This is a genomic window from Campylobacter magnus (assembly GCF_028649595.1).
Lineage (GTDB): Bacteria > Campylobacterota > Campylobacteria > Campylobacterales > Campylobacteraceae > Campylobacter > Campylobacter magnus.
Genome location: NZ_JAQSLK010000006.1, coordinates 86,856 through 112,715, shown reverse-complemented (window position 1 = coordinate 112,715; position 25,860 = coordinate 86,856). Strand labels below are relative to the sequence as shown.

Genomic DNA, 25,860 nt, shown 5'->3' with positions numbered 1-25,860 from the left:
TAGAATTCCCTAGAATAAAATCTAGAATTCCCTAGAATAAAATCTAGAATTCCCTAGAATAAAATCTAGAATTCCCTAGAATAAAATCTAGAATTCCCTAGAATAAAATCTTAAAAGCCGCTTAGGCTCTACCGCTAAGCAGCGGCACAAAATCGCAGTTATCAAGCACTTCTTTTTCTATACCAGCGGCTGTTTTGATATAGCGAGTGATTTGCTGGGTGCTGCCGTTTGCCACAGGTGCTACTAGCACGCCACCATCTTTTAGCTGATCAAAAAGAGCCTGTGGCACGCTAGCAGTAGCGCAGCTAAGTATGATGCGATCAAAAGGTGCAGAGCTCTTCCAGCCTATGCTACCATCATCAAAGCGCACAAAAACATTATTAAACCCAAGCTGCTTTAAGCGTGCTTTTGCGCTACTTGCAAGGCTTTCAATGCGCTCTATGCTAAAAACTCTGTGAGCGATTTTTGAGAGTACGGCTGCTTGATAGCCGCTGCCGCAGCCGATTTCTAGGACATTATCGCAGCCGTCAGCTCTCAGTGCTTCTGTCATTTTAGCAACTGTCAAGGGCGATGATATCCACTGCGCACCGCCTATGGACTGCGGATCTAGGCTAAAAGCATCCTTGATGCTCGGCACAAAAGCCGAGCGCGGAGTAGCAGCAATAGCGTCAAATACTGATTTTGAGATGTCGATTATGCCTGCTATTTGCTCTGCTAGGCGCAGGCATTTTATACTTTCTATGTGATCCATAAGCGCAATTATACAAAAAACTTCGCAATTTGTGCTATACTTTTGGCAAAAAATTCACACAAGAGCAAAAGATGTCAAATAATATCTTAAAAAGTGATTTGAAAATCATGCTAATCGAGCCTAATGCAAGCTCTGCTGAGGTGGAAAAAGCCCTGCTTCAACACATAAGCGATGTAGGGCATGTGCTTGTACAAAAAAACCCGCTGGGGGCTTTAAATCTCTTGCGTCTAAGCAATAGTTTTTCAATGATAATTGCTGAGATAAATATGCCAAAAATAAATGGTTTTGATTTGATCAAAAACCTTGAAAAGAGTGATTTGCTGGGCATCCCTGTGATACTCATGTCAGCTGATGAGAGTCTAAAAGAGAAGGCCATAGAAATCGGCGCCTTTGGTTTTTTACAAAAGCCGATTTATTTTGATGATTTAAAAGCAATGGTAGAACAAGCTGCAAGTATGATTTTGTAGGAATTCTAGAATTCCTAAGTGAGTTTATTTTATGGAATTCTAGTCTAGGGAATTCTAGAATTCCTAAGTGAGTTTTTTTTATGGAATTCTAGTCTAGGGAATTCTAGAATTCCTATTTCATCGCTTTTAGCTCATCTTCTAAAAACTCGCCTGTAAAAGAGTGCGTTTTCTTGTGATTTTTGGCTAGTTCTTTTGGGCTGCCAGTAGCGATGACCTGACCGCCCAAGTCGCCGCCCTCTGGCCCCATATCTACTAGATAATCGCAGTTTTTAATCACATCAAGATTATGTTCTATTACCACCACGCTATTGCCAAGTTCTACTAGGCTTTGAAGCACGCTAACTAGCCTAGCAACATCTGCAAAATGCAGTCCAGTCGTAGGCTCATCAAGTATATAAAGAGTCTTGCCAGTATCGCTGCGGCTTAGCTCTTTTGCTAGTTTCATGCGCTGAGCCTCTCCACCACTTAGCGTAGTAGCACTCTGTCCTAGCGTGATATATTCTAGTCCCACAGCGCAGATTGTAGCAAGCTTAGCGTGAATTTTTGGCACAGCTTTAAAAAACTCCAGTGCCTCAGCCACGCTCATTTCTAAAATATCAGCTATATTTTTGCCTTTGTATTTGATCTCAAGCGTGGCTTCATTGTATCTCTTGCCCTTACAGGCATCGCAAACCACGCTAATATCAGGCAAAAAGTGCATCTCCACAGTGATCGCTCCATCGCCTGAGCATTTCTCACAACGCCCACCTTTTACATTAAAGCTAAATCTGCCAGCCTTATATCCACGCAGTTTTGCCTCTTTTGTAGCGCAAAACAGCTCTCTAATCTCGTCCATCACGCCTGTATAAGTAGCTGGATTTGAGCGTGGAGTGCGGCCAATTGGGCTTTGGTCAAGGTAGATTACCTTATCAAGCTGTTCAAGTCCATCAATATGCGCTGCGCTAACATTTGGCGTGATTTTAGAGCGAGTTAATTGCTCTAAAGCCCTTGGTAAAAGCGTGCCTAAAATAAGCGAGCTTTTGCCGCTGCCTGAGACGCCTGTGATGCCTACCAGGTTACTTAGCGGTATTTTTACGCTTAGATTTTTTATGTTATTTATGTTTGCGTTTTTGATTTCTATAAAGTTTTCTTGCGCTCTATTTTTAGCAAAGTTTATGCTTTCTTTGCCGTTTAAATACTGCGCGGTTAGAGTTTTGCTTTTTAGCAGTTCTTTATAAGTGCCAGCAAATACAACCTCTCCGCCCATGACCCCAGCTTTGGGACCAATGTCTATGATAAAATCAGCACTCTCCATGGTTTTTTTATCGTGTTCTACTACTAAAACGCTATTGCCTTTTTCTTGTAGGCTTCTTAGAGTTTTGATTAAGCGCATGGTATCTTTCTCGTGAAGTCCAATGCTTGGCTCATCAAGCACATACATCACGCCAGAAAGTCCTGAGCCGATTTGACTTGCTATGCGAATTCTTTGTGCCTCTCCACCGCTAATTGTCCTAGCATCACGGCCCAGACTTAGATAGCCTAAGCCCACATCGCACAAAAACGCAAGGCGTTCTCTAACTTCTTTTAAAATAGGCTCTGCGATGGTAGCATTTTGCGCTGAGAGATAGGTAAAATTGCTAGGCTCACTCATAAAAGCAAAGCACTCTTTAATCTGCATGCTTATTAGCTCGCCAAGGCTAAGGCCCGCTACTTTTACAGCCAGTGAGCCTTTATTTAAGCGTTTGCCCTTACACTCATTGCACTCTTTTTCTATCATATAGTCGCTAAAATCTTTGCTGTCTTTTAGCATCTCATAGCTTAGGCGCAAAGCCCCTTCAAATCTACGCTCTAAATGATGCCTTTTCCAAGTAAATTTGATATTGCTAGCATTGCCATAAAGCAGGGCTTTTTGCTCGTGGGCAGCAAGCTCATTAAACGGAGTTTTAGCATTTATTTCATTTTGTTCGCAAAATGCTAGGCAAAACTTATAATAATAGCTTTTATTAAAGCCATAAAGCAGCTTTAAAGCCCCAGCTTCTACGCTTAGGTTTTCATTTATGACCTTGCTTTGATCTAGGCTGAAATTCATCCCAAGCCCATCGCAAGCAGGACATGCGCCTTTTGGCGAGTTAAAGCTAAATGAAAGTGGCTCCAAGCTCTCATAAGAAATCTTACAATCAAAGCAAGCATTATGCTCGCTAAAATGCATATGACTCTCTAAAAGCCCCATCTCATCAGCATTTACAATGCTAATCTCTATCTCACCAAAGCTAAGAGCTACTGCTTTTTCCACACCTTCTATTAGGCGCAAATGATTTTCTGGGCTTAGCTCTATGCGGTCAATTACTGCTTTTATCGTGTGTTTTTTGGTTTTGCTTAGCTCTATTTCATCATCTAGGCGTTGCATTACACCATCTATTTGAGCCCTTACAAAGCCATCGTTTCTAAGCCTTTCTAGCTCGGCTTCAAATGAGCCTTTTTTCTCTCTTACTAATGGGGCTAAAAGCATGATTTTTGAGCCCTGAGGTAAGGTGTTTATTTGATCTATTATATCGCTTATGCTCATTTTGCTTACTGGCTTGCCGCATTTATAGCAGTGCTGGGTGCCAACTCTGGCATAAAGTAGGCGCAAGTAGTCGTAGATCTCAGTGATAGTGCCCACAGTTGAGCGTGGGTTTTTGCTAGTGCTTTTTTGATCTATTGCTATTGCTGGGGTAAGCCCTTCAATACGCTCTACATCAGGCTTGCCAACTCGTCCTAAAAACTGCCTAGCATAGCTTGAAAGGCTCTCTATATAGCGTCTTTGCCCCTCAGCATATAAAGTATCAAACGCCAGAGTGCTTTTACCAGAGCCTGAAAGCCCTGTAAAGACTACTAGTTCGTTTTTTGGGATAGATAGATTTATATTTTTTAGATTATGTTCTTTTGCGCCGGTTATTTTTATAAACTCGCTCATTTTTTACCTTTTTTTGCTCTTTTTTGCTCTTAAAATTTTGCTAAAAATTCCAAATTATAGCAAAATTTTAGCTATAATGTAGTTTTTTAAAAGGCAATAAACAAAAATGAGCAGAAAAGAAAAAATAAAAGAAAATTTAGGAAATTATAATATTTATTTAGCAGGTCTTGTAAATTCGTTAATTGCTTTGATTGGCTTTACATTTAGCACCGTTAGCGAGCTTATAAAAACGCCGTTTTGGGTTAGCATAATGGGCTTTTGCGGTATTTTTATTGTAGCTTCTAGTATTTATTTACTACAAAGAAAAATGACAAAATTACAAGATGAACTAGGAGGATTATAATGCAGATATTTTTAAGTGCTTTGGCTTTATTTGGTGGGCTTGGAGCCCTTATATATATCGCTTTGGTAGCGACAAAAAGTAGTGAAGAAAAAATTTTAAAGGAGCAAAAATGAGTAAAGTTGTTAAGTTTTTTTATTCTTTAAGCGATGCTAAGAGCAAAGAGCTTTTAGAGAGCAACGCAGGTGGGGGCGAACTAGCCTTTGTAAGTGGCAAAAATCAGGTTTTACCTAAGCTTGAAGAAGCCTTGCTAGGTATGAGAGAAGGCGAGCATAAAGAAATCAGCATAGCTTGCGCTGACGCGCTTGGCGAGTATGATGAAAAGCTTATCCAAACCTTGCCAAAAGAGCAGTTTGCAGGTATTGATTTGGCTGTTGGTATGGAGCTTTTTGGGCAAGATGAGAGTGGAGAGACTGCGCGCGTGGTGGTAAAAGAGCTAAAAGGCGATGAGGTGGTGATTGATTTTAACCATCCTTATGCTGGCAAGGACTTACTTTTTGAAGTAGAGCTTACTGAACTAAGAGACGCTGATGAAAACGAGGAGCTAACAGGCGTGGTAGTGATGCCTCACACCTGCGGCTGTGGCGGACACGCTGGGCATGAGCACGAAGATGGCGGGTGCTGTGGTGGGGCGCATCATGATGAGCATGGTGGGGGCTGCTGCGGCAGACATCATTAAATTTCATGCTTTACGAGTGGGATAATGTAAAAGCCAAACTAAATTTAGCTAAGCACGGCGTGAGTTTTAATGAAAGCAAAGAATATTTGGGTAAAAAAGCTTAAAGGATATGAAAATGAAAGCAGAATATGATTTTTCAAAGGCTATTAAAAATCCGTATTATAATGCAAGTAGCCAAATTAGCATGAGTTTAAGCCAAGAAACACTTAAATATTTTAAAGATTTGGCAAAAAGCAAGGGTGTTTCTTTTGAAGAAATTATTGCTTTATTTTTGAACGATTGTGCTAGAAAAAAGCTTGATATAGAGCTTAAAGAAGTAGCTAGCTAATATTTAGGGAATTCTAGAATTTATCTAGGGAATTCTAGAATTTATTTAGGGAATTCTAGAATTCCTTAACAAACAAAAGGATAATTATGAACTTAGCATTTATTTTTCCAGGTCAAGGCTGTCAAAAAGCAGGCATGGCAAAAGAGTTTTATGATAATTTTAAGGGAGCAAAAGAACTGCTTGATAGCGCAAGCGATGAGCTTAAAATGGATTTTAAAAAAATCATGTTTGAGGGCGAAAATCTTGATATCAGCGAGTTTACACAGCCTGCTATCTTGCTAGCTTCGCACATGGCATTAAGCGCTTTTAAAGAAAGTTTTAGCGCAGAAGCTAGAGCGCTTTTGGGGCATTCGCTTGGCGAGTTTAGTGCGCTTGTGAGTGCTGGAGCATTTAGCATAAATGAAGCACTAAAAATCGTAAATAAGCGTGGGCAGTTCATGGCTAGTGATTGCGAAGGCAAAGGAGCTGGCATGATGGTAATTTTAGGTCTTGATGATGAAAAAATCGAGCAGATTTGCGCTAGCTCTGGGCTTAGTGCATATCCTGCAAACTATAATTGCGACGGTCAGCTAGTAATCGCAGGTCTTAAAGACGATTTAAGCGCCTTAGAGAGCAGGTTTAAAGAAGCAGGCGCAAAAAGGGCAATGCTTTTAAACATGAGCGTAGCAAGCCACTGCCCACTGCTACAAAACGCTAGTGCTAAGCTAAGAGCTGAGTTAGAGAGTGCCTTGAGTGCTAGTTTTGCCCCTGTCATCTCAAACGCTACTGCTAGCCCCTATGATAGTAAAGAAAAAGCCTTAGAATTATTGCAAAAGCAGCTTACAAGCCCTGTGCTTTATAAACAAAGCATAAAAGCCTGCGAGAGTGAAATAGACGCATTTATAGAGTTTGGTAGCTCTGTATTATCTGGGCTAAATAAAAAAATCAGCGCAAAGAGTACTTATAGCGTCTTTGACATGGCAAGCTTAGAAGCTACGCTAAGCGCATTAAAAGGCTAAGAGATGAAAATAGCGATTTTAGGCGCAATGCGTGAAGAAATAGAGCCGATTTTAGAGCATTTTGGTGAGTATAGCGAAGAAAAATACGCTAGAAACTCATTTTACACCGCAAAATACGCAGGGCACGATATCGTGCTAGCATATAGTAAAATTGGCAAGGTAGCAAGTGCTATGAGTGCGACCATACTTTTTGAGCGTTACAAAGCTGATATTTTGCTCTTTACTGGCGTGGCAGGGGCTTTGGATGAGAGCCTTAAAATCGGCGATATAATAATTGCTTCAAAGTGCGTTCAGCACGATGCCGAGCTAGAAGCTTTTGGGCATCCTTTGGGCTTTATACCAGAAAGCGATCACTACACGCTAACTGACCCTGTGCTAAATAGCCTTGCTAAAAAAGTTGCCGTTGAGCTTGATTTAGAGCTTTTAGAGGGCATTATTGCTAGTGGCGATCAATTTATCGCTGGAAATGAGAAAAAAATGTGGATAAAGCAGCAGTTCGCAGCTGCAGCTTGTGAGATGGAGGGCGCTAGTGTGGGGCAGGTTTGTGCCTTTTATGCTAAGCCGTTTTTCTTGCTTAGAGCCATTAGCGATACTGCTAGTGGCGATGCTGGTGTGCTTTTTGATGAGTTTTTGGAGAGTTCGGCTAAGATTGGTGCTCAGTTTTTGATAAAAATGATTGAGAAAATTTAAGCCCCAACTTTTAAAAATATAGGTTTAGGAATTTTGTAAATGGCGCGAAGGAAAATAAAATGCAAAATATAAATAAGCATAAATTAGCATAAGGCAGAAGTATGAGTGAAAATTTTATAAACGAGCTTGAAGCAGAGCAAAAAGAGCAAAAAGAGCAAAAAATCGAGCTTAGTAAAAAACTACTTCGCATAGTTGGGCAAACAAACGCAAAATACAGCCTTTTTGAAGAGGGCGATAAGATTTTGCTAGGCCTTAGCGGCGGCAAGGATAGCCTAAGCTTAGCTCATATTTTAAAGCATTTTGGGGCTCACAGCCCTGTAAAATGGAGCTTTAAAGCTGTAACTTTAAGCTATGGAATGGGCGAGAACTTTGATTATCTTAGCTCGCATTGTAAAGAATACGGCATAGAACACGAGGTGATTGAGAGCTCGGTTTTTGAGCTAAGCAAGGAAAAAATCCGCAGAAATTCTAGTTTTTGTTCGTTTTTTTCACGCATGAGGCGTGGGTATCTATACAGCTACGCCATTAAACACGGCTTTAACAAGCTTGCTATCGCTCATCACCTTGATGATGCTTGCGAGAGTTTTTTTATGAACTTTATTTATAATGGCGCTCTTAGAACCCTTGCTCCAAAATATACAAGCGAAAATGGAATAGTCGTAATTCGCCCACTCATTTTCGCCCGTGAAAAACAGCTAAGAGACAACGCTACTCGCAATAACCTACAAGTAATAGGTGATGAGGCTTGCCCTGCGATGCGCTTTGATGTCAAAATGCCACATGCAAGGGCTGAGACCAAAGAGCTTTTAAAGGAGCTTGAAGCTAAGCATCCAAAGCTCTTTACTAGCATGAAAGCTGCCTTTGAAAATATTCACACGGATACATTTTTTTAGAGAATTCTAGAATTCCCTAGGGAATTCTAGATATAATTTAATAAAGTCTTAAAATGTTTTACGACCTTTATGACTCGCCGCTTGGGGAGATTACGCTTCTTAGTAGGGATAAAAAGAGCCTTTGTGGGCTTTGTTTTGCTAGTAAGAACTTAGCACAGAGCGAGTTTTTAGCAGATTGCAAGATTTTTAGGCAGAGTAAAAACTGGCTTGATATTTATTTTAGCGGTGTTTGCCCTGATTTTATACCAGAGCTTGATTTGTGTGGCTCAGAGTTTGCGCTTAGTGTTTGGAGTGAGCTTTTAGCTATAAAATACGGCTCATCTACAAGCTACGGCAAAATCGCAAAAACCCTAGCCACTAAACTAGGCAAAGAAAAAATCGCTGCTCAGGCTATTGGTAGAGCAGTAGGCGCAAATCCTGTCCCTATCATCGTCCCTTGCCATAGAGTGCTAGGCAGCGATTTTGGACTAAAAGGCTACGCCTATGGCTTGGAGCGAAAAATTGCTCTTTTAAAGCTAGAAAAAATCATTTATAAATAAAATCTAGAATTCCTTAATAAATTTGCTTAGGAATTCTAAATTTGGTTTAGGAATTCTAGAATTTGCCTTAGGAATTCTAGATTTTAGCAGTTACAAATCTAGAATTCCTATAGAGCCAAATATAAAGCCAAATAGCATTTAACTAAGGTTTTCAAGCACCTTAGCAGCATGCCCAGCGGATTTGACGCTTTTAAAGACCTTAATTATATTGCCATTTTTATCTATCAAAAAAGTCGTGCGAACGATACCAAGATACTCTTTGCCGTAGTTTTTCTTCACCTGCCACACGCCATAAGCCTTTGAAATCTCGTGATCTTCATCGCTTAGCAAGATATGCTTTAGTCCGTATTTTTTGCCAAACTGCACATGTTTTTCGCTGCTGTCAGGACTTACACCGATCACCACAGCATTTAAAGCCCTAAAATCATCATAAAGTTCGCTAAACTCGCAAGCCTCAGTAGTGCACCCTGGCGTCATGTCCTTTGGGTAAAAATACAAAATCACCGTCCTGCCACGAAAATCGCTTAGATTTATGCTTACTTCATCGGCGTTTTTAGCACAAAATTCCGGCGCTTTATCGCCTGCGCTAAGCGTAACTTTGCGCTCTAAATCCTCTTTTAAAAAAGTCATATTCTCACTCATTTTTGCTCATCCCATGCTAAAATTGTATTTCCACCCTTGTCCTTTGCGATATCAGCCATGCCCATTATATTGTAGCCGCAGTCTACATAGTGTATCTCGCCTGTAACAGCCGAGCTAAGATCACTTAGCAAGTATAGACCGCTTTTGCCCACATCTTCTATGCTTACATTTCGTTTTAGTGGCGCATTTACTTCGTTATAGCGTAAAATCATTTTAAAATCGCCTATCCCGCTAGCTGCTAGGGTTTTAATCGGCCCTGCGCTTATAGCATTTACACGGATATTTTTACTGCCAAGGTCGTGGGCTAGGTAGCGAACTGAGCTCTCAAGCGCAGCTTTTGCTACACCCATTACATTATAGTGCGGCACAAACTTTGGCCCACCAAGATAGCTAAGAGTAAGGATGCTAGCACCCCCCTTTAAAACAGGCAAAACCGCGCGAGTAAGAGATACAAGCGAATAAACGCTAGTGCCAAGTGCTATGTCAAAAGCCTCTTTGCTAGTGCTTAAAAAGTCGTTTTCAAGTGCTTCTTTTGGCGCAAAAGCTACTGCGTGAAGCACAAAATCAATCTTGCCAAAGTCCTTTTCTAGGCGTGGGGCTAGGGCGCCCAAATGCGAGGGATTATTTACATCTAGCTCATAGACTTTATCGCTGCCAAGCTCAGTGGCTATTGGCTCTACACGCTTTTTTATAGCGTCATTGAGGTAGGTAAATGCAAGCTGGGCGCCCGCATTTTTTAGTTGTTCTGCTATGCCATAAGCTATGCTCATTTTGTTTGCTACGCCTACGATTAGGCCTTTTTTGCCTTTCATTAACATTTTTTATCCTTTGAAATTTTTGTGTGAATACTAGCAAAATTTTACTCAAAATTTGCTATTTTTGTAGGGAATTCCTAATATAAATATAGTTTTTTTGGTATAAAATATAAATCTTAAAAAATTTTGAGACTAACGAAAGGTAAAAAAATGAATGAAAATGAAATGCTAAATGATAAGCCAATTTTTGTGGCAAAAAGTAGGACTTTTCACGGCTTGATACTAGCTGCGACATGTTTAATGATAGCTTTAGTTAGCTATTTTGGCACACAAGAGCCAGAAGTTGATAAGCTAAAACAAGTGGTTGGTTGGGTGTGTGGTGTTGTAATGTTTGGTATATTTGGAGTTGGCACTCTTTATCTAACGCTTATATTTAAAAAAATTATGCTTTTTGATGATAGGATAGAGGTTCACTGCCTAAATAAGGTTATAGTTAGGACATATAGCCAGATAAAAAGCTTTAAGCTTTTTGAATACGGGTCGTGGCCGACTACAAAACAATTCAAGTTAGAATGTGAACCAAAATTTTGGCACTCTTACCTAAGCAGCATTTTTTTATACAAAAACGAGCTATATAAAATAAAAGAAATTTTAATTAAAAAAGGAGTAAAAACAATATAATTAAAAAATACAAAATTTTTTAAAGGATTAAAAATGATTTTTGTCATACTTTTTGCTATATTTTTTATGATTTTTATGGTGTTTTTCCCGCTTTTTTGGGCATTAGCGTTTTGTGGGTGCTGGTTTTTACCACTTACAAAATTTAGCAAAGTATTGATTAGCGTGCTTATTTTAGCAATGCTTTGTGGTGGCATTGCCTTTTTATTTTTTGATGATGAATATAGTATTTATCCATTTTTATTTGCTTGCGGATTTATATCTTTGCCTGTATTCTTGTACTATTTTTGGCGGAGGCAAGAATCATATGAAAAACACTATCACATCATACACACAAACCCTCTAGCCAAAAATAACTTAAAACGCAGAGCGATATCACTTTTTGGCATCGGCTTGTTAGGCACATTTATGATCTTATGGCAGGTTGAAGTGCCACAAAAAGTAATAGTAAATCTTTTGCCAGTAAAGCTTGAAATAATTAATGATGATTTTGAGTATATTGAAAATCCTGTCCAAAGATTTTCTGCTTTTATTGAGAGCAATTTAGACTTTGAAGAAGAAAAAACAAAAAGATTTCTTAATTTTACTTACTCTAAAATGAATATTTATGTTTGTGATGATTTTGATTGTAAGGGAGATAAAAAATATGTAGGATTTTATTGGGAGCCTTGGAGCTATGCTAGCACACTTGGGTGCATTAGTCTAAGCGGAAGTTGTAATAGATCCATAGAAAGAAACAAAAGAGGTCGTGACTATTTAATGTCATTTATAGAAAATAAAAAAATAAAATAATAAGGAGAAAACAATAAATAAACCAACATTAGAAAATATAAAAAACTTAGCTTTTTTATCAAATGAAAGCTATAAAACGGCTGTTGATACAGTTTAAAAAGGTAAAGAAAAAGAGCAGATGTTTTTTAAACAGCCTTTAAAAAACCCTGCTACAAATTCTAGTTTTGAAGTTATCGACCAAAAAAGAGATAACAACGGTTTTGCTACTATGCTAGTAAAAAATATAGATAACAATAATGCAAATAATATAAAATACGCAATTGTATATAGAGGCACAGATGGAATAAACGATATTAGCGATATTAGCACAAATCCTACTGCTTTGCTAGATATGCGCAGATTATTGCTAACTCATACATTGGAGCTGCGTTTGAGTTTATATAGAGATTTTGCTTTGCATCTTTGCGGATTATCATTTTTGTGCCATCGCTGATGATGATTTGGGTATTGTCGCTTACATCTTGATGAGAAGCGATAGTTACGCCATTTGAGAGATTTAGGCGCAGATTTTTATTTTCATCAAACTTGCCTTCTACTTTTAGATTAAGCCCAAAAATATCTAGCTTGATATTTGATTTTTTATTTACTCCGCTGATGTTTAAAATACCATCTATATAGACTTTACACAAAGAATCTTTTAGCTCGCCAACAGAGGTGAAATAGCGATATGAGAAGTTCTCTAGCCTTGAAGTAAAGCCGTCTTTTTCTAGCCTTACCCAGCCATCAGCGAAGACAGGAATAGCACAAAGCCACAAAAATACATAGGGAATTCTAGAATTCCCTATAAAAATCTTTAAGCCAAGCATCTAGAATTCCATAAACTCTACAAAGCGCAGATTGTCACTACTCACGGCAGTCTGTGCGCTCTAGCAACAGCGAGGTCGCTTGCCGCTTTCGTCGTTTATCATTTGATAAAACTCTTCTGGACTTAGCGGCTTTGCGTTTGGCTTGTCTTTGTGATTATCATAAAAATGCTGTAAATACGCCTGATAATCAGCCCCACCTGCTACTTGAGAAAATGTTCGCTCTAGTTTGCTCCACGCCGACATGGTGCGGCGTAGAGCATCTCGCAAGAACTCACTATTTTTAGTTTTTGATGTAGATTGCGGCATCTTTGATTTCGCTCTCGTTTAATGGGAATTCCTTGCTAGCAGCGTTAAAGTCTTTTGCGTATCTAGCGCAGATTCTAATACACTGAACAGTAACAACCATAACAACTACCATAAATACACCGCAAAGCACAGCGTCTATTATGTTATTTGAGATGATAGTGTTTGTTTTGCTAATAGCAGCCCCAAGCTTGCTTATAGCCTCAGCACTCGCATCAGGGCTAGCTTTTAGGTTTGCAAGCTCGCTTTCTAGTTTGCTTAGCTCAGCGATTTTATTTTGCGCTGTTGCTACATGGCTTACTTTATCGTGTACGCTTGTTGGATCGCCGTTTGTAGGTAGCATTTTTTGTAGTGCTGCATACATTGTAGTTACCCACACCCAGATAGCTGGCAGGATTGTAACCCAAGCGTATTTTGCCTTGCCTTTTTTAAATATATAAACAGTAGCAAACATTAGCGCCATACCAGCTAGCATTTGGTTGCTTGCGCCAAATAGTGCCCATAGCGTATAAATACCACCCATAGGGTCATTTACGCCAGCATAGAGTAGCCAGCCCCAGCCAGCTACGCCGATGAAAGTTGCTATTAACGCCCAAAGTAGGTTATTTGCATTGCCGGCTGGTTTGTAAACATTGCCTAAAATATCTTGGATCATAAAGCGACAAGTTCTAGTTCCAGCATCAACTGCTGTTAGGATAAATAGTGCTTCAAAAAGTATCGCAAAGTGATACCAATAAGGCATCATCGCAAGACCACCAAATACTTCTTTAAATAGCAAAGCAAGTCCAAGGGCAAAAGTAGGTGCTCCACCTGTGCGTGAGAGCATATCTGCTTCGCCTACGCCGTTTCTAAGGGCTTCTAGTTGTTCTACTGTGATAGTGAAGTTAAAGCCACTAGCATTTATTCTATCAAGCACGGCTTGAATTTTTGGCACGGCTAGGTTTATATCAGTGCCAAGACCACCCATGTTGATTGAGAAATACTCACCTGGAGTTAGTGTAACTGCTGTGATTAGCGCCATTACACCAACAAGGCTTTCCATTAGCATAGAGCCATAGCCTACAAAAAGAGTTTGACCTTCTTTTTGAACCATTTTTGGGCTAGTTCCACTTGAAATTAATGCGTGAAAACCAGAAATCGCTCCACAAGCAATAGTAACAAAAAGGAAAGGAAATAAATCACCAGCAAAAACCGGACCATCACCAGTGCTTGCAAAGATTGTAGTAGCTGGCATTTTGATATCCGGAGCTACGACTAGGATGATTACAGCCATGCCAAAGATAACGCCTAGTTTAAGGAAGGTGCTTAGATAATCTCTTGGCGCAAGTAGTAGCCACACAGGCAATACCGCAGCTACAAAGCCATAGATCATAATGGCAAATGCTAGGTTTGTTTGACTAAAGTTAAATACATTGCCCCAAAATGGATCATTTACCACATACTCGCCACCCCAAATGCTAATAAGTAGCAAGATAAAGCCAGCAATACTAGCTTCTAAAATCTTGCCAGGGCGGATATAGCGCATCCAAATGCCCATACCAAGCGCGATAGGAATAGTCATAGCAATAGTAAATAAACCCCAAGGGCTAACAGCAAGGGCTTTTACAACAACCATTGCAAGAATTGCGATAAGAATAAGCATAATAAAGAAAATGCCTATCATCGCAACGGCACCTGTGAATTTGCCCATCTCCATTTTTATCATCTCGCCAAGGCTCTTGCCATCGTGGCGAACAGAGATGATCATTACCACAAAGTCATGCACAGCACCACTTAGCACCACGCCCACAAGCAGCCATAGCATACCTGGCAAATATCCCATTTGTGCTGCTAGTATTGGCCCAACTAGTGGTCCAGCACCAGCAATAGCAGCAAAGTGATGCCCAAAAAGCACATATTTGTTTGTTGGATGGAAGTCCTTGCCATTGTTTAGACGATATGCAGGAGTTGCGCGATTATCATCTAGGCACATTACCTTAGCGGCGATAAAGCGACCATAAAAGCCATATCCTATTATGTATATACAAACAGCAGCTACTACTAGCCACACAGCCGAAATGCTCTCGCCTTGATGAAGTGCTAAGGCACCAAAAGCCCATGCACCTATTGCAGCGACGAGAATCAAAAGGAGTTTTTGATTCAAACTCATCTTAGTCCTTTTTTTAAAATTAAATCCTCGAATTATCTAAAAAATATCTTTAAGAACTTATTAAAATAATATTAAAATAATATTTTTGTGTAAAAAAGTAACTAAATTTATTTTTTATCTAAAAATTTGCTTACAAAAGCTCTAAAATCTTTGGCTGAGTTTGAGTAGTTTTCGTTATTTTTGTAGTTTTTTAAAGTAATGATAGGGCAGGAGAATTTCTTTTGTAAGAATTGCTGATTTGAGAGGCAAATTGCGTCATTTTCATCGTGAAAGTTTAAAATAAGAGCTGCGAGCTTTATAGAGTTTTGGCACAAGATTTCTAGGTTTAAAAGTGCGTGATTTATAGCTCCAAGACAGTTTTTACACACCAAAATCACAGGCGCATTTAACTCTTTTGCAATATCCAAAAAGCTCTCTTTTTCATTTAGTGGCACTAGAATTCCCCCAGCACCCTCAATGAGCGTGATTTGCTCTAAGTTTTGTTCTATAAAATCTAGAATTTCTCTTGCTTTTATTTTTTTGCCCTCAAGCTCTGCGCTAAAATGTGGCGATGCTGGATAAGCAAAAGTGTAGCAAGTAGCTTTAAAATCAGCATTTTGACCTGCTTTTATGTATTCTTTAAAATCAGGCTCCAAGCTTTGGCTAGGAATTCTAGAATTTTCATCAGGAATTCTAGAATTTTCATTAGGAATTCTAGAATTTTCTGCGTAGCCAGTTTGAACTGGCTTTAGTGCCACAGCCTTTGCTCCCTGTTCTAAAAAAGCTCTTAAAAGCGAGGCTGTAACAAAGCTTTTGCCAACATCAGTATCGCTTCCTGTTATGAAAAACTTCATTTTTTTGCGCTTTTATAGGCTTTGATTTTTTCTGCTATGCTAGCTGCGTCAAGCCCAAGACTAGCTTCTACTAGCTCTTTTTTACCATGGGTGATAAAGGCGTCTTCATACTCAAAGCTAATGATTTTCACACCCAAATCATTTTCATTTATAAACGAGCTTAAAATCTCGCCCACGCCACCTTTTTTGGCACTTTCGCTAAAAATATACCAAGTCTTAAATGAAGCCGAGAGCTTGTGTAAAAACTCCTCATCAAGTGGCTTAGCAAAGCCCAGATTAACAACATTTGCACCGCCTAGTTTATTTGCTACAGCGCAGGCCTTGCCCACAGCATTTCCATAGCCGATAAAGAGCAAAGCACTTTGTGCGGTTTTAACAAAACTTGCTTTATAAGGCTTAAACTCACAAGTATCTATTTCTAGCTCATTTTTTAGCTCATCGCAGATAAATCTGCCCCTAGGATAGCGCAGGGCTAGGGGATGGGCTGCGCTTTGTGACCAGTTTAAAAGTGCCTTAAAATCAGCCTCACAAGTAGGCGCAGCTAGTTCAATACTAGGCAAAGCACTTAAAAAACTAATATCAAAAGCACCTTGATGCGTAGCTCCATCCTCGCCAACAATGCCAGCCCTATCTATACAAAAAACCACCGGCAAGTCCAAAATACACACATCATGGATAATCTGGTCATAAGCACGCTGTAAAAATGTAGAATAAATCGCCACATAAGGTCTAAAACCCTCTTTTGCCAAAGCCCCAGCCTGCGTAACTGCGTGTTGTTCGGCAATAGCTACATCCCAAAATCTCTGCGGATATTCTTTAAGCAAAGCATCAAGCCCAGTGCCACTTGGCATGGCTGCTGTGATGCCGATGATTTTTTCATTATTTTTAGCAAGGCTTAGCAAGGCAGAGCTAAAAATCTGCGTGGCAGTTTTTAGGCTTTGATTTGCGCTAGGAATTCTAGAATTCCTTGTTATTTCGTAGCTAAGCTCAGCTTTTTTCTCTTGATTTTCTAACTCAAAGGGCGAGACGCCATGCCACTTTTCAAACTTCCCCTCAGCTGGAGCATATCCCTTGCCTTTTATGGTTTGTGCGTGGACGATGACAGGTTTTTTCATCGCTTTTGCGGTGCGAAGCGTGGAGATAATCTCGCTTATATTATGCCCATCAATTGGCCCAATATACTCTAAGCCAAGCTCTTCAAAAAGCATGCCTGGTGTGATGAGCCTAATGCCCTCTTCAAGTCGCTTTGCCATGTATGCTGCGCTATCTGGGGCGTATTTTAGCAGCTCATTTATACGAGCTTTAAAGCTTTGATACCAGGGCCCTGCCATAGCGTGGCTTATGTATTTGCTAAGTGCGCCAACAGGCTTTGCTATGCTCATTTCATTGTCATTTAAGATGATGACACAGGGGTATTTGCGGTCCCCTAGTTCATTTAGTGCCTCGTATGCCTCGCCTGCGCTCATCGCACCATCGCCTATTAGCACGACTGGTATGCGCTCATCGCCTTTTAGCTCCACTGCCTTAGCAGCTCCCACAGCTAGTGAAATAGAAGTAGAGCTATGTCCAGCTACGAAATAATCGCACTCGCTCTCATGCGGATTTGTATATCCGCCTATGCCTTTAAACTGGCGCAAGGTCTCTAAACTACGTCCGGTAAGTATCTTGTGAGCATAGCACTGATGACTTACATCAAAGATAAAAGGATCCTTGCTAGAATCAAAAACTGCGTGCATGGCAATAATAAGCTCTACTACGCCAAGATTTGAGCTTAGGTGTCCGCCGTTTTTGCTAACAGCTTGTAAGATTTGTTCTCTTATATTAGCAGCTAGTGCTATTAGCTCGTCGTTTGATAAACTTTTTACATCCATTTTTAAAATATTCTTGCTTTTGTAAAATTTCAACGCTAGGAATTCTAGAATTCCTAGAAATTTATATTTTAAAATCTTAGGAATTCTAGAATTCCCAGCCTTTATTCACTTAAAATTTTCTTAATTTTCTCAAATCTAGTAGCTATCGTCCCGTCCATATTTGCGATATTACTTAGCACTAGCACACCGCCTTTTGCGATAGCATCATCCTCGCTCACGATTAGATTTGGGATTTTTGCTAGGTTTTTGCTTATGGCTTCGTAGTCTTGTGGGTTTATTTTTACCTCGATTTTGCTAGCGTCTTTTAGCTCGCTAATTAGGCTTTTTGCTATACTGGTTGCTACTTGGCTAGAGTTTTGGCTGAGTTCTGTTTCTATTACTTGCTTTGCTATGTCTATTGCTGTGTGGCTAAGCTGCGGTTCGCTTTTATCTAGGAATTCTGTGATTTTAACGCACTCGTTCTCTAGCTTTTTAAATGAACCTGTGTAGCTTGCTTCTATTTCTTTTAGCCTAGCATCAAACTCAGCCGCAGCCTGCGCATGACCCTGGGCTTTACCATCTTCAAGGGCTTTTGCCGTCTCGTTAGCAAGGCGTTCTTTAAACTCACTTTCTTGACTTTCTATTTTCATTTGTAGTTTTACTAGATTGTCGCTTAGCTCTTCTGTGCGTTTTAAAAGCTCTTCTATAAAACTAGGATTTGGCTGGACTGGTTCTGGCGCTGGTGGCAGCGGGGTTTGTTCTATCGCATCTTCAAGCACCTTTTCAGCCTCAGCTGGGCTTATAGGCTCTGCTTCTGGCTCTAAAATCTGGCTTGTATCTTCTTCAAAGCTTACCACACCACCTTGTTGTTGTAAAATCTTAAAGCGATAAGGCTCGATATTGTGCTTTTGATTGCTACGATCTATTACATTGCTCATTATTCAATCATCTCATCATTTCCGCCAAGTTGGATAACACCAGTTTCAGCTAGTTTGTGCACAGCTTCTACTACTTTGCGTTGGGCTTCTTCTACTTCTTTTACCCTTACAGCCCCAAGGTAGCCAAGCTCTTCTAAGAACGCTTCTGCGGCCCTTTGGCTCATATTGCTTAAGAACTTTTCTTTTAGAGCCTCACTACCACCTTTTAGACCTATCATTAGATCTTTTTTATCAACTACTTTTAGAACCTCTCTAATAGCCTCTTTGCCAAGTGTGTTGATATCTTCAAAGGTAAACATCATTTCTTTAATATTTTCTGCTAGCGTCGGATCTGCGTTTTCTAGGAATTCCACCGTGCTTTTACTAGCGTTTTGTCCTAGGCGGTTAAGCACCTCTGCTACTGCTCTTGGACCACCGATTTCAACCTTATAGCTAGTAAGTGCTTGTAGTTTGCTCTCTAACACAGCTGAAACACGCTTGATAACGCTTGGGCTAATATCGCTTAGATTTGCCATACGGATAACAACCTCGCCTCTAATATCATCTGGGAAGTAAAATAGCGTCTCAGCAGCAGATGTAGCGTCCATGTGAGCTACGATTAGAGCGATTGTTTGAGGGTGCTCTTTTACAATGAAATCTGCAAGCTGCTGTGGACGAACATTTTGCAAAAAGCCAAAAGAACGAGTAGTTTCCATTGATTTTTGGAGTTTATCAAAGATTTTTTGCGCTTCATCTGGGCCAAAGGTTTTGTATAGAATTTCTCTTGCGTATTCTAGACCACCTGATTTTATGTATTGGTTTGATTGTGTTAGAGCATAAAACTCCTCTAGCACAGCAGCAGCCACTGCTTTATCTATAGTTTTTGCCATAGCAATGTGGCGAGAGATTTCCATAACTACATCAGAGTCCATGTGAGCAAAAAGCAAGCTCGCTCCATCCTCGCCAAGCTGAATAATCAAAATAGCGATCTTCTCAGGTAGTGAGAGATCATCATACATCATTTTTTGATCTTCACTTAGTTTAGCCATTATAACTCCTTAGAACTCGCAAAGGCTGAGTCGTTTTTGACCATGCCTTGAAGTAGGTTAGCAACTTCTTCACTTTTTTCACTCACTATTGCTTTCATTTTTTCTAGCAATACATCGTATTTTAGATCCTCTTCGTTAAAGTCTTGACTTATACCAAGCTCATCTTCTGCTCGTTTTCTTGCTGCTTTAAATCTCTCCAAAGTATCCTCTGCTTCATCATCTACATTCATACTATCTTGAAGCAAACTATCATCATCAGGCGTAAGGTCTTTGAGCATTTTCTCCATAAATGGCATAATTACTTTCTTATACAGCACAAATAGCACTATAAAGGCAAAAACGTATTTAGCCGCTGGCAAAACTGGATTTACATAAGATTCCATAAAGGCTTCAAACTTCGTAAGTGGTACTGCTATACTATTTGGTCTAAACTCTATGTTTGAGACTGTTACTTCATCGCCTCTATTTGGGTCGTAGCCCACGGCTTGTTTTACTAGATTTGTGATGCTATTCATCTCAGCTTCATCTAGTGGGAAATACTTAACAACCCCTGTAGCATCACCATTTTCATCACGCACATAGTCATAGCGGCCATCTACTGCCACAGCTGCTGTTATACGGCGTATGGTTGCAAATTGCGGTTTGGTTTTGATTATTTGTTTTGAAATTTCGTAGTTTGTGTTTGCCACGGTTTTATCGTATTGTTCGGCTGGTTTGTTATCCTCTATGCCTTGGACTGGACCTATATTGCTAACAGCCCCTGGCACACCACCGATATCTGGCTTATCACGGCCTACTTTGTGTTCTTCTATATTTTGTTCTGAGCGAATTACGCTATTTGGGTCAAAAATCTCTCTTTCGCTATCAGTTTGGCTAAAATCAAATTCCATGGTAACCTTAGCGGTTACTTTTTCTTTGCTACCTGTAAAGCTAGCTATCATATCTATAATTTTATTTTCATAGCGGCTTTCAAACTCGTGTTTATACCTAACCTGAGCGGCGATTTTAGCGGCTTCTTGTTCGTTTTGCAAGGCTACTGTATCCTCGCCTATGGCTATACCATCTTGGGTTACGATTTTTACATTTTCTACTTTTAGATTTGCTACAGAACCAGCCACGATGCGCTTAATGCCATCGATTTGCCCAAGGTCTAGTGAAGTGTTTGCTTTTAGTTTTACTACCACGCTAGCTGTTGGTGGGGTTTGACGCTCTGTAAATACGCTTTCTTTTGGAAATGCTATGTAAACAACAGCCCTTTCAATAGGCTCAAGGCTTTCAATAGTCTTGCTTAGTTCACCTTGTATAGCTCTTTGAAACTTTACTCTTTGTTCATCCTCAGTAGCACCGAACTCTTTATTATCAAAAAGCTCAAAGCCTACTTTGCCGTTATTTCCTTGGATATTTGTGATGCTTGCTACTGCGATACGCTCTTTATAAACATCTTTTGTAGGCACAAGGATAGTGCCCTCATCAGCTAGCTTATAGTTTACTCCATCAGCTTCTAGCTGGGTGATGACCTGTGCGCTCACACTTGGGTCAATATTGCGAAAAAGCACGCTATATCCAGCAAACTCATTTTGAGTACTGCCTGAGCCACGCATAAGCAAAATAAGTAGCACGATAAAGGCAATAACTGCTACAATACTACTTAAAACGACTATTTTTTGCCGTTTTGTAAGATTTAAAAATACAGCAGATACTTGTTCAAAAAATTCTTTAAATCTATCCATTAAACTAGCCTAAAAATCTAGAATTCCTATAAAAGCTTTTTACGCAAATTCCGCTCTTAGAGCTTCTAGAACCTTATCATTTTGTTTTTTAGTGCCTATTGTGATACGAACTGCGTTTAAGCCATAACTTTTTAGATTGCGCAAGATTATACCTTTTTTTAGCAAATTATCAGCTAAAATTGATGAGTTTTTCTCTTCATTTGTAAAAATTGCTATAAAATTCGTATAACTTGGGATGAATTTGAGGCCAAACTCGCTAGCAAAATCTTCATATCTTGGCATCTCATCAAAGTTGTTTTTAATGCCTTTTTGTACAAAATCCTCATCATCAAGTGCTGCTATCGCCGCTGCTAGGCTAGGAGTTGTTATGTTAAATGGTGGGCGAAGTTTTGAGATTTGTTCTATTAGTTTTGTGTTTGCTAGACCATATCCTACTCTCATTCCGCCAAGGCCATAAGCTTTTGAAAAAGTGCCGCTATAAAGCACATTTGTAAATTTACTTAGCACATGAGCTGGCTTAATGTGCTTTTTGCTGTCTTTAAATGTGGCAAACTCCATATAAGCGCAGTCTAGGATAACTAAAGTATCTTGGCTAATAAGCTCTAAAAACTCATAAACCTCGCTTGCATCAGGACACTCGCCAAGTGGATTGTTTGGCAGGCAAAGAATTACTGCGCCGATATTTGCGGCGTTTTTAGTATAAATTTCAGCCATTTGTGCTAGGTCATGAAACTCGCTTTGAGTTTTATATACTGGTGCGTGTGCGAATTTTGCGTATATATCATACATAGCAAAGGTTGTTTTTGCCCGCAAAATTCCACGATTTTCGTTGCAAACTGCTTTTATAGCCATTTCCATGACTTGATCTGAACCAGAGCCTATGATGATATTTGCACTCTCGCAGCCAAAACGCACAGCCAAAGCATGCTTTAGCGCAAAGTAGCTATCATCTGGATAAAGTGCTGGCTCGCTAGCTCTCATCGCTTGCAGAGCTTTTGGCGAAGAGCCAAAGGGATTTTCATTGCTAGCTACTTTGATGATATTTTCAGGCTTTATGCCATATTCACGCGCTACTAGTTCTATTGGCTTGCCTGGTTCATAACTTTCTAAATTTTCTAAAAACTCATTGAAAATCATCTTTTATCCTTTTAAAATTATTAAAAAACTAGAATTCCTGGGAATTCTAAAATTCCGTGAAATTCTAAGCCTTGTGTCATCCCCCGACTTGATCGGGAGATCTCATTAAAAATAAATTTAGAATTCCTAATAGAGATCCTCGGGTCAAGTCCGAGGATGACATTCTAGGGAATTCCCTAAAGCCTTTCAAACACCACCTTACTTTGCCACAGCGTAGCTGCCAAGCACTCGAATTTCATGACCACTTTGCCTTGCGCTATTTAGAGCTTTGGCGATTATTTCATCATCTTTGTGCCCTTCTATGTCAATGTAAAAAAGACTTTTAAAGCTGTGCTTTTTATCAGGCCTACTTTCTAGCTTTGTGATATTTATCTTAAGCCCAGCAAAAATGCTAAGCAAATCAAAAAGCGCACCTGGCTTATGTTCGGTTGAGGCGATAATGCTTGTTTTATCATTGCCACTTTTGTCACAAAATGCGTTACTTAGCACAAAAAATCTCGTGCTATTTCCAAGATTGTCTTGAATTCGCTCAAAAATCACAGGGATATTTGAGAGCTTAGCAGCTATCTTTGAGCAAATCGCAGCGCCTTTTTCATCATCTTTTGCTAACCAGGCGGCCTTGGCTGTGCTGCTAGTGGCTACAAACTCTACTCCCTCTAAGCCGTGTTCTGCTAAAAACTTTCTACACTGAGCGTAGGCCTGAGGGTGCGTGTAAATACGCTCTAAGCACGAAATATCAGCACAAACTCCACAAAGTGCGTGGCTAATATCAAGATAAATCTCGCCAACTACCTTTATGCTCTCATGCTCGCCAAGGCTATCATAGCTAGCTGCTACAGCGCCTTCTGTGTTATTTTCTATAGGCACCACGCCAAACTTCGCTGCCCCACGCTCAACTTGTCTAAAAACTCCATCAATGCTAGTAATGGGCTCATAAATAGCATTTTGCCCAAAGCGGCTTACACTTGCTTCGTGGCTATAAGTGCCAAAAGGGCCTAAAAATGCAACCTTTTCACGCCCCTCTAGGCTACGAGAGAGCGAGAAAATCTCATAAAAAATCGCCTCAATCCCAGCCCTGCTTAGCTTTGAGCCATCGCAGTGCTTGCTAAGACGCTCTATGATTTGCCTTTCCCTTTCTGGGCGGTAGACTGCGCCGCCTTCGTTGCGCTTTATTTCGCCGATTTTTTCTACCGCATCCATTCTACGCTTTAAAATAGCGATTATTTCATCATCGCAAGCGTCAATCTGCTCTCTTAATTTACTTAAATCACTCATCTTCTATACTCTCTAAAAATCTACCTACATTGCCAAAGGTATAGTTAATCGCAGAGCTTCTTACGCCTGCGTTTTCAAGCTTATCTACCTTGCCACTTAGAACAAGGATTGTTTGCATGCCAAGTTCTTTTGCGCCTAGCAAATCACCCTTTGCATCATCGCTGATTATGCTAACTGAGCTAAAATCCATAAACTCAGAGCTTTGCGCCATGCCCTCGTGTAAGTTTTGGTATAAAATTTCTTTGCTGCTTAGCTGTTTGCTCGCTTTTATAAGAGCTGTTCGGTAAAAAAGCTCGCTAGGCTTGCCGACAACTGCTGCTTTTATGCCAGTAGCATACTCTATCATAGAGGCTATTGCCCCCACGCCAGGATATAGTCTGCCATTTTTTTTGTAAGTGCTAGTTGCGTGCATTGCTATTAGTTTTGCGCCTTTTTGAACTAGTTCAATCATCTTAGCAAAATCATCAAAGCTAAACGCATCATAGCTAGCGATTATCACAGCTTTTGGGTTAGAGAATTCCTGCGTGTAGCCAAGCTCGTCCATGGTCTTTATAAACTGTGGTGCGCCAAAAAGCGCAGCAGAACAAGGCTTACAAACATCATTAAGCACGCAAAATGGGTCTATATAAGCATCAGGGCGGATATCAAGGCCTTTGCTTTTTAAATTTGCTAGAAAGTCTGAGCTTTTTGCCTTTGTGTTATTTGTGATTACCATGTAGGGGATATTATGCGTGTTGAAGTGGCGGATAAGGTTTTTTGAGCCATAAATCGGGCTTTTGTCGCTATCGCTTATAAGTGTGCCTTGAACATCTACAAAATAAATCATCTTAACTCCTTAAATAAGCCCTTTTTCAAGGCGTATTAAATCCTCAAAACTCTCTCTTGCTCTAATTAGCCTTGCTTTGCCATTTTCTATAGCAATCTCAGCAGCCCTTAGGCGAGAGTTGTAGTTGCTAGACATGCTAAATCCATACGCTCCTGCACTTTTGATTAAGAGTAAATCGCCAGAATTTTGGCTTGGCAGTTCTATATCTTTGGCTAGAAAATCGCCACTTTCGCAAATTGGCCCTACGACATCAGTTTTTGAGGTTTTGTCACTATTTTTAGCATTTAGAGCTACTACTTTGTGATAAGCCTCGTATAGGCTAGGGCGGATAAGGTCATTCATAGCAGCATCAACGATGACAAAACGCTTAGTGCCATTTACTTTTTCATATAGCACCTTTGTTAGCAGCTCTCCAGCATTTGCTACTATATATCTGCCAGGTTCGCAGACTATGGTCATTTCCTTGCCTTTTAGTGCGGCTAGAATTCCTTGTGCGTAGGCATAGAGATCTGGCTCGCTTTCATCATCATACCTTACGCCTATGCCACCGCCAACATCAAAAAACTTTAGCTCCACCCCAGCTGCTGCTAGCTCGCTTACAAAATCACTTACAATCACAGCCGCTTCGTGAATGGGCGTGATATCAATAAGCTGAGAGCCTATGTGAAAATGACAGCCCACAGGCTCTAAATACTCGCTTTTATGCGCTTTTAGATACAGCTCTCTAGCCCTCTTGATTACCACACCAAATTTGTTCTCGCTAAGTCCAGTTGAGATGTAAGGGTGAGTTTTTGCATCTATATTTGGGTTTATGCGGATGCTGATGTTTGCTTTTTTGCCAAGGCTTTTTGCCACAGCTTCTACTCTTTCTAGCTCTGCGCCACTTTCTATGTTTAGCATTAAAATTCCGATTTCAAGTGCGGTTTTTATCTCATCATCGCTTTTGCCCACACCTGAAAATATGATTTGATAAGGCTTAGCCCCAGCTAGCACCGCTCTTTTTACTTCATTTATACTAACACAATCAAATCCAGCCCCAAAGCTTGCTAAAAGCTTTAAAATGCTTAGGTTTGAGTTTGCTTTTACAGCGTAGCAAATCAGGCTTTTGTGTGCGCCAAACTGGCTTTTTAGCGCAGTGTAACGCTGCCCAATCTCATCAAAATCATAAATGTATAAAGGAGTGCCAAACTGAGCTGCAAGTGCGCTATAATCAGCATTTTTCATAAATATCACCTTAGATTATATTAAAATCGCATATTTTAGCTAAAAATTTTGGAATTTATTATAAAAAGAGCTAGGAATTCTAGAATTCCTAGTAAATTTTCTTAGGAATTCTAGAATTTGGCTGATAAAATGCGCTAGAAATACTTAGGAATTCTAGAATTCCTAGTAGATTTTCTTAGGAATTCTAGAATTGCAAGGTGTAAAAATGCAAAAGAACCAAGGCGTTTTGTTACCAAAACGGCGTGGTCTATTTGCTTTATTTTTAGCATAAAAC

Annotated in this window: 27 protein-coding genes; 10 read left to right on the top strand and 17 right to left on the bottom strand. The window is 39.9% G+C overall.

Features of this window, described 5'->3' with window-relative positions; genetic code table 11:
- Positions 1-121 precede the first annotated feature (121 nt).
- Positions 122-751 carry a protein-L-isoaspartate(D-aspartate) O-methyltransferase gene (locus PTQ34_RS07750; protein ID WP_273933004.1) on the bottom strand — a complete coding sequence of 210 codons (630 nt, stop codon included), beginning with the start codon at positions 749-751 and terminating at the stop codon, positions 122-124.
- Positions 752-822: 71 nt separating this feature from the next.
- Here PTQ34_RS07750 and PTQ34_RS07745 point away from each other — a divergent pair, with 71 nt between their 5' ends.
- Positions 823-1,218: a response regulator gene (locus PTQ34_RS07745; protein WP_273931300.1), complete on the top strand. Its 396-nt coding sequence runs from the start codon at positions 823-825 to the stop codon at positions 1,216-1,218.
- Positions 1,219-1,330: 112 nt separating this feature from the next.
- Here PTQ34_RS07745 and uvrA read toward each other — a convergent pair whose 3' ends face one another.
- Positions 1,331-4,153, bottom strand: a complete 2,823-nt coding sequence (uvrA, locus tag PTQ34_RS07740; protein ID WP_273933001.1) for an excinuclease ABC subunit UvrA — start codon at positions 4,151-4,153, stop codon at positions 1,331-1,333.
- Between the two features lie 106 nt (positions 4,154-4,259).
- On the opposite strand from uvrA, the gene PTQ34_RS07735 reads away from it, so the two are divergent.
- The 7 genes from PTQ34_RS07735 (at position 4,260) to PTQ34_RS07700 (ending at position 8,620) form a co-directional block, all read left to right on the top strand.
- Positions 4,260-4,496: a hypothetical protein gene (locus PTQ34_RS07735; RefSeq protein ID WP_273933000.1), complete on the top strand. Its 237-nt coding sequence runs from the start codon at positions 4,260-4,262 to the stop codon at positions 4,494-4,496.
- A gap of 109 nt (positions 4,497-4,605) precedes the next feature.
- Positions 4,606-5,172 (top strand): FKBP-type peptidyl-prolyl cis-trans isomerase, encoded by a 567-nt coding sequence (locus PTQ34_RS07730; protein ID WP_273932999.1) that lies wholly within the window; start codon positions 4,606-4,608, stop codon positions 5,170-5,172.
- Between the two features lie 115 nt (positions 5,173-5,287).
- The gene (locus PTQ34_RS07720) at positions 5,288-5,500 is read left to right on the top strand and encodes an antitoxin (protein ID WP_273931354.1); all 213 of its coding nucleotides are present in this window, start codon (positions 5,288-5,290) and stop codon (positions 5,498-5,500) included.
- An 86-nt stretch (positions 5,501-5,586) separates the two neighbouring features.
- Positions 5,587-6,498 carry an ACP S-malonyltransferase gene (gene fabD / locus PTQ34_RS07715; RefSeq protein WP_273932997.1) on the top strand — a complete coding sequence of 304 codons (912 nt, stop codon included), beginning with the start codon at positions 5,587-5,589 and terminating at the stop codon, positions 6,496-6,498.
- A gap of 3 nt (positions 6,499-6,501) precedes the next feature.
- Positions 6,502-7,188 (top strand): 5'-methylthioadenosine/adenosylhomocysteine nucleosidase, encoded by a 687-nt coding sequence (locus PTQ34_RS07710; RefSeq protein ID WP_273932996.1) that lies wholly within the window; start codon positions 6,502-6,504, stop codon positions 7,186-7,188.
- A gap of 101 nt (positions 7,189-7,289) precedes the next feature.
- Positions 7,290-8,081, top strand: a complete 792-nt coding sequence (locus tag PTQ34_RS07705; RefSeq protein ID WP_273932995.1) for a tRNA 2-thiocytidine biosynthesis TtcA family protein — start codon at positions 7,290-7,292, stop codon at positions 8,079-8,081.
- A 53-nt stretch (positions 8,082-8,134) separates the two neighbouring features.
- On the top strand, positions 8,135-8,620 hold the full coding sequence (locus PTQ34_RS07700) for a methylated-DNA--[protein]-cysteine S-methyltransferase (protein ID WP_273932994.1): 486 nt from the start codon (positions 8,135-8,137) through the stop codon (positions 8,618-8,620).
- Positions 8,621-8,758: 138 nt separating this feature from the next.
- Here PTQ34_RS07700 and bcp read toward each other — a convergent pair whose 3' ends face one another.
- A complete protein-coding gene (gene bcp / locus PTQ34_RS07695; protein ID WP_273932993.1) occupies positions 8,759-9,262 on the bottom strand; it encodes a thioredoxin-dependent thiol peroxidase in 504 nt (167 codons plus the stop codon).
- Entirely contained in the window at positions 9,259-10,080 is an 822-nt protein-coding gene (gene fabI / locus PTQ34_RS07690; RefSeq protein ID WP_273932991.1) for an enoyl-ACP reductase FabI, read from the bottom strand. Before fabI ends, bcp begins: the two co-directional genes overlap by 4 nt.
- Positions 10,081-10,227: 147 nt before the next feature.
- On the opposite strand from fabI, the gene PTQ34_RS07685 reads away from it, so the two are divergent.
- Both PTQ34_RS07685 and PTQ34_RS07680 read left to right on the top strand, forming a co-directional pair.
- Positions 10,228-10,698: a hypothetical protein gene (locus PTQ34_RS07685; protein ID WP_273932990.1), complete on the top strand. Its 471-nt coding sequence runs from the start codon at positions 10,228-10,230 to the stop codon at positions 10,696-10,698.
- Positions 10,699-10,731: 33 nt separating this feature from the next.
- Entirely contained in the window at positions 10,732-11,487 is a 756-nt protein-coding gene (locus PTQ34_RS07680; RefSeq protein WP_273932989.1) for a hypothetical protein, read from the top strand.
- Positions 11,488-11,801: 314 nt separating this feature from the next.
- On the opposite strand, the gene PTQ34_RS07675 is transcribed toward PTQ34_RS07680, so the two are convergent.
- The 13 genes from PTQ34_RS07675 to PTQ34_RS07615 all read right to left on the bottom strand — a co-directional run bounded on the left by PTQ34_RS07675 (position 11,802) and on the right by PTQ34_RS07615 (position 25,855).
- The gene (locus PTQ34_RS07675) at positions 11,802-12,293 is read right to left on the bottom strand and encodes a hypothetical protein (RefSeq protein WP_273932988.1); all 492 of its coding nucleotides are present in this window, start codon (positions 12,291-12,293) and stop codon (positions 11,802-11,804) included.
- Positions 12,294-12,353: 60 nt separating this feature from the next.
- The gene (locus tag PTQ34_RS07670) at positions 12,354-12,599 is read right to left on the bottom strand and encodes a YbdD/YjiX family protein (RefSeq protein WP_273930090.1); all 246 of its coding nucleotides are present in this window, start codon (positions 12,597-12,599) and stop codon (positions 12,354-12,356) included.
- Positions 12,574-14,745 carry a carbon starvation CstA family protein gene (locus PTQ34_RS07665; RefSeq protein ID WP_273932986.1) on the bottom strand — a complete coding sequence of 724 codons (2,172 nt, stop codon included), beginning with the start codon at positions 14,743-14,745 and terminating at the stop codon, positions 12,574-12,576. Before PTQ34_RS07665 ends, PTQ34_RS07670 begins: the two co-directional genes overlap by 26 nt.
- A gap of 107 nt (positions 14,746-14,852) precedes the next feature.
- Positions 14,853-15,578 carry a dethiobiotin synthase gene (gene bioD, locus PTQ34_RS07660; protein ID WP_273932985.1) on the bottom strand — a complete coding sequence of 242 codons (726 nt, stop codon included), beginning with the start codon at positions 15,576-15,578 and terminating at the stop codon, positions 14,853-14,855.
- The gene (dxs, locus tag PTQ34_RS07655; protein ID WP_273932984.1) at positions 15,575-17,449 is read right to left on the bottom strand and encodes a 1-deoxy-D-xylulose-5-phosphate synthase; all 1,875 of its coding nucleotides are present in this window, start codon (positions 17,447-17,449) and stop codon (positions 15,575-15,577) included. Before dxs ends, bioD begins: the two co-directional genes overlap by 4 nt.
- A gap of 101 nt (positions 17,450-17,550) precedes the next feature.
- On the bottom strand, positions 17,551-18,366 hold the full coding sequence (fliH, locus tag PTQ34_RS07650; RefSeq protein WP_273932983.1) for a flagellar assembly protein FliH: 816 nt from the start codon (positions 18,364-18,366) through the stop codon (positions 17,551-17,553).
- On the bottom strand, positions 18,366-19,394 hold the full coding sequence (gene fliG / locus PTQ34_RS07645) for a flagellar motor switch protein FliG (protein ID WP_273930085.1): 1,029 nt from the start codon (positions 19,392-19,394) through the stop codon (positions 18,366-18,368). Before fliG ends, fliH begins: the two co-directional genes overlap by 1 nt.
- Positions 19,394-21,124, bottom strand: coding sequence for a flagellar basal-body MS-ring/collar protein FliF (gene fliF, locus PTQ34_RS07640; RefSeq protein WP_273932982.1), 1,731 nt, complete (start codon positions 21,122-21,124; stop codon positions 19,394-19,396). Before fliF ends, fliG begins: the two co-directional genes overlap by 1 nt.
- Positions 21,125-21,163: 39 nt before the next feature.
- Positions 21,164-22,261 carry a histidinol-phosphate transaminase gene (gene hisC, locus PTQ34_RS07635; protein ID WP_273932981.1) on the bottom strand — a complete coding sequence of 366 codons (1,098 nt, stop codon included), beginning with the start codon at positions 22,259-22,261 and terminating at the stop codon, positions 21,164-21,166.
- A gap of 198 nt (positions 22,262-22,459) precedes the next feature.
- Positions 22,460-23,536: a prephenate dehydratase gene (gene pheA / locus PTQ34_RS07630; protein WP_273932979.1), complete on the bottom strand. Its 1,077-nt coding sequence runs from the start codon at positions 23,534-23,536 to the stop codon at positions 22,460-22,462.
- Entirely contained in the window at positions 23,529-24,359 is an 831-nt protein-coding gene (locus PTQ34_RS07625; protein ID WP_273933007.1) for an HAD-IIA family hydrolase, read from the bottom strand. Before PTQ34_RS07625 ends, pheA begins: the two co-directional genes overlap by 8 nt.
- Before the next feature lie 12 nt (positions 24,360-24,371).
- A complete protein-coding gene (gene lysA / locus PTQ34_RS07620) occupies positions 24,372-25,586 on the bottom strand; it encodes a diaminopimelate decarboxylase (protein ID WP_273932977.1) in 1,215 nt (404 codons plus the stop codon).
- Positions 25,587-25,720: 134 nt separating this feature from the next.
- The gene (locus PTQ34_RS07615; protein ID WP_273932975.1) at positions 25,721-25,855 is read right to left on the bottom strand and encodes a hypothetical protein; all 135 of its coding nucleotides are present in this window, start codon (positions 25,853-25,855) and stop codon (positions 25,721-25,723) included.
- Positions 25,856-25,860: the final 5 nt, after the last annotated feature.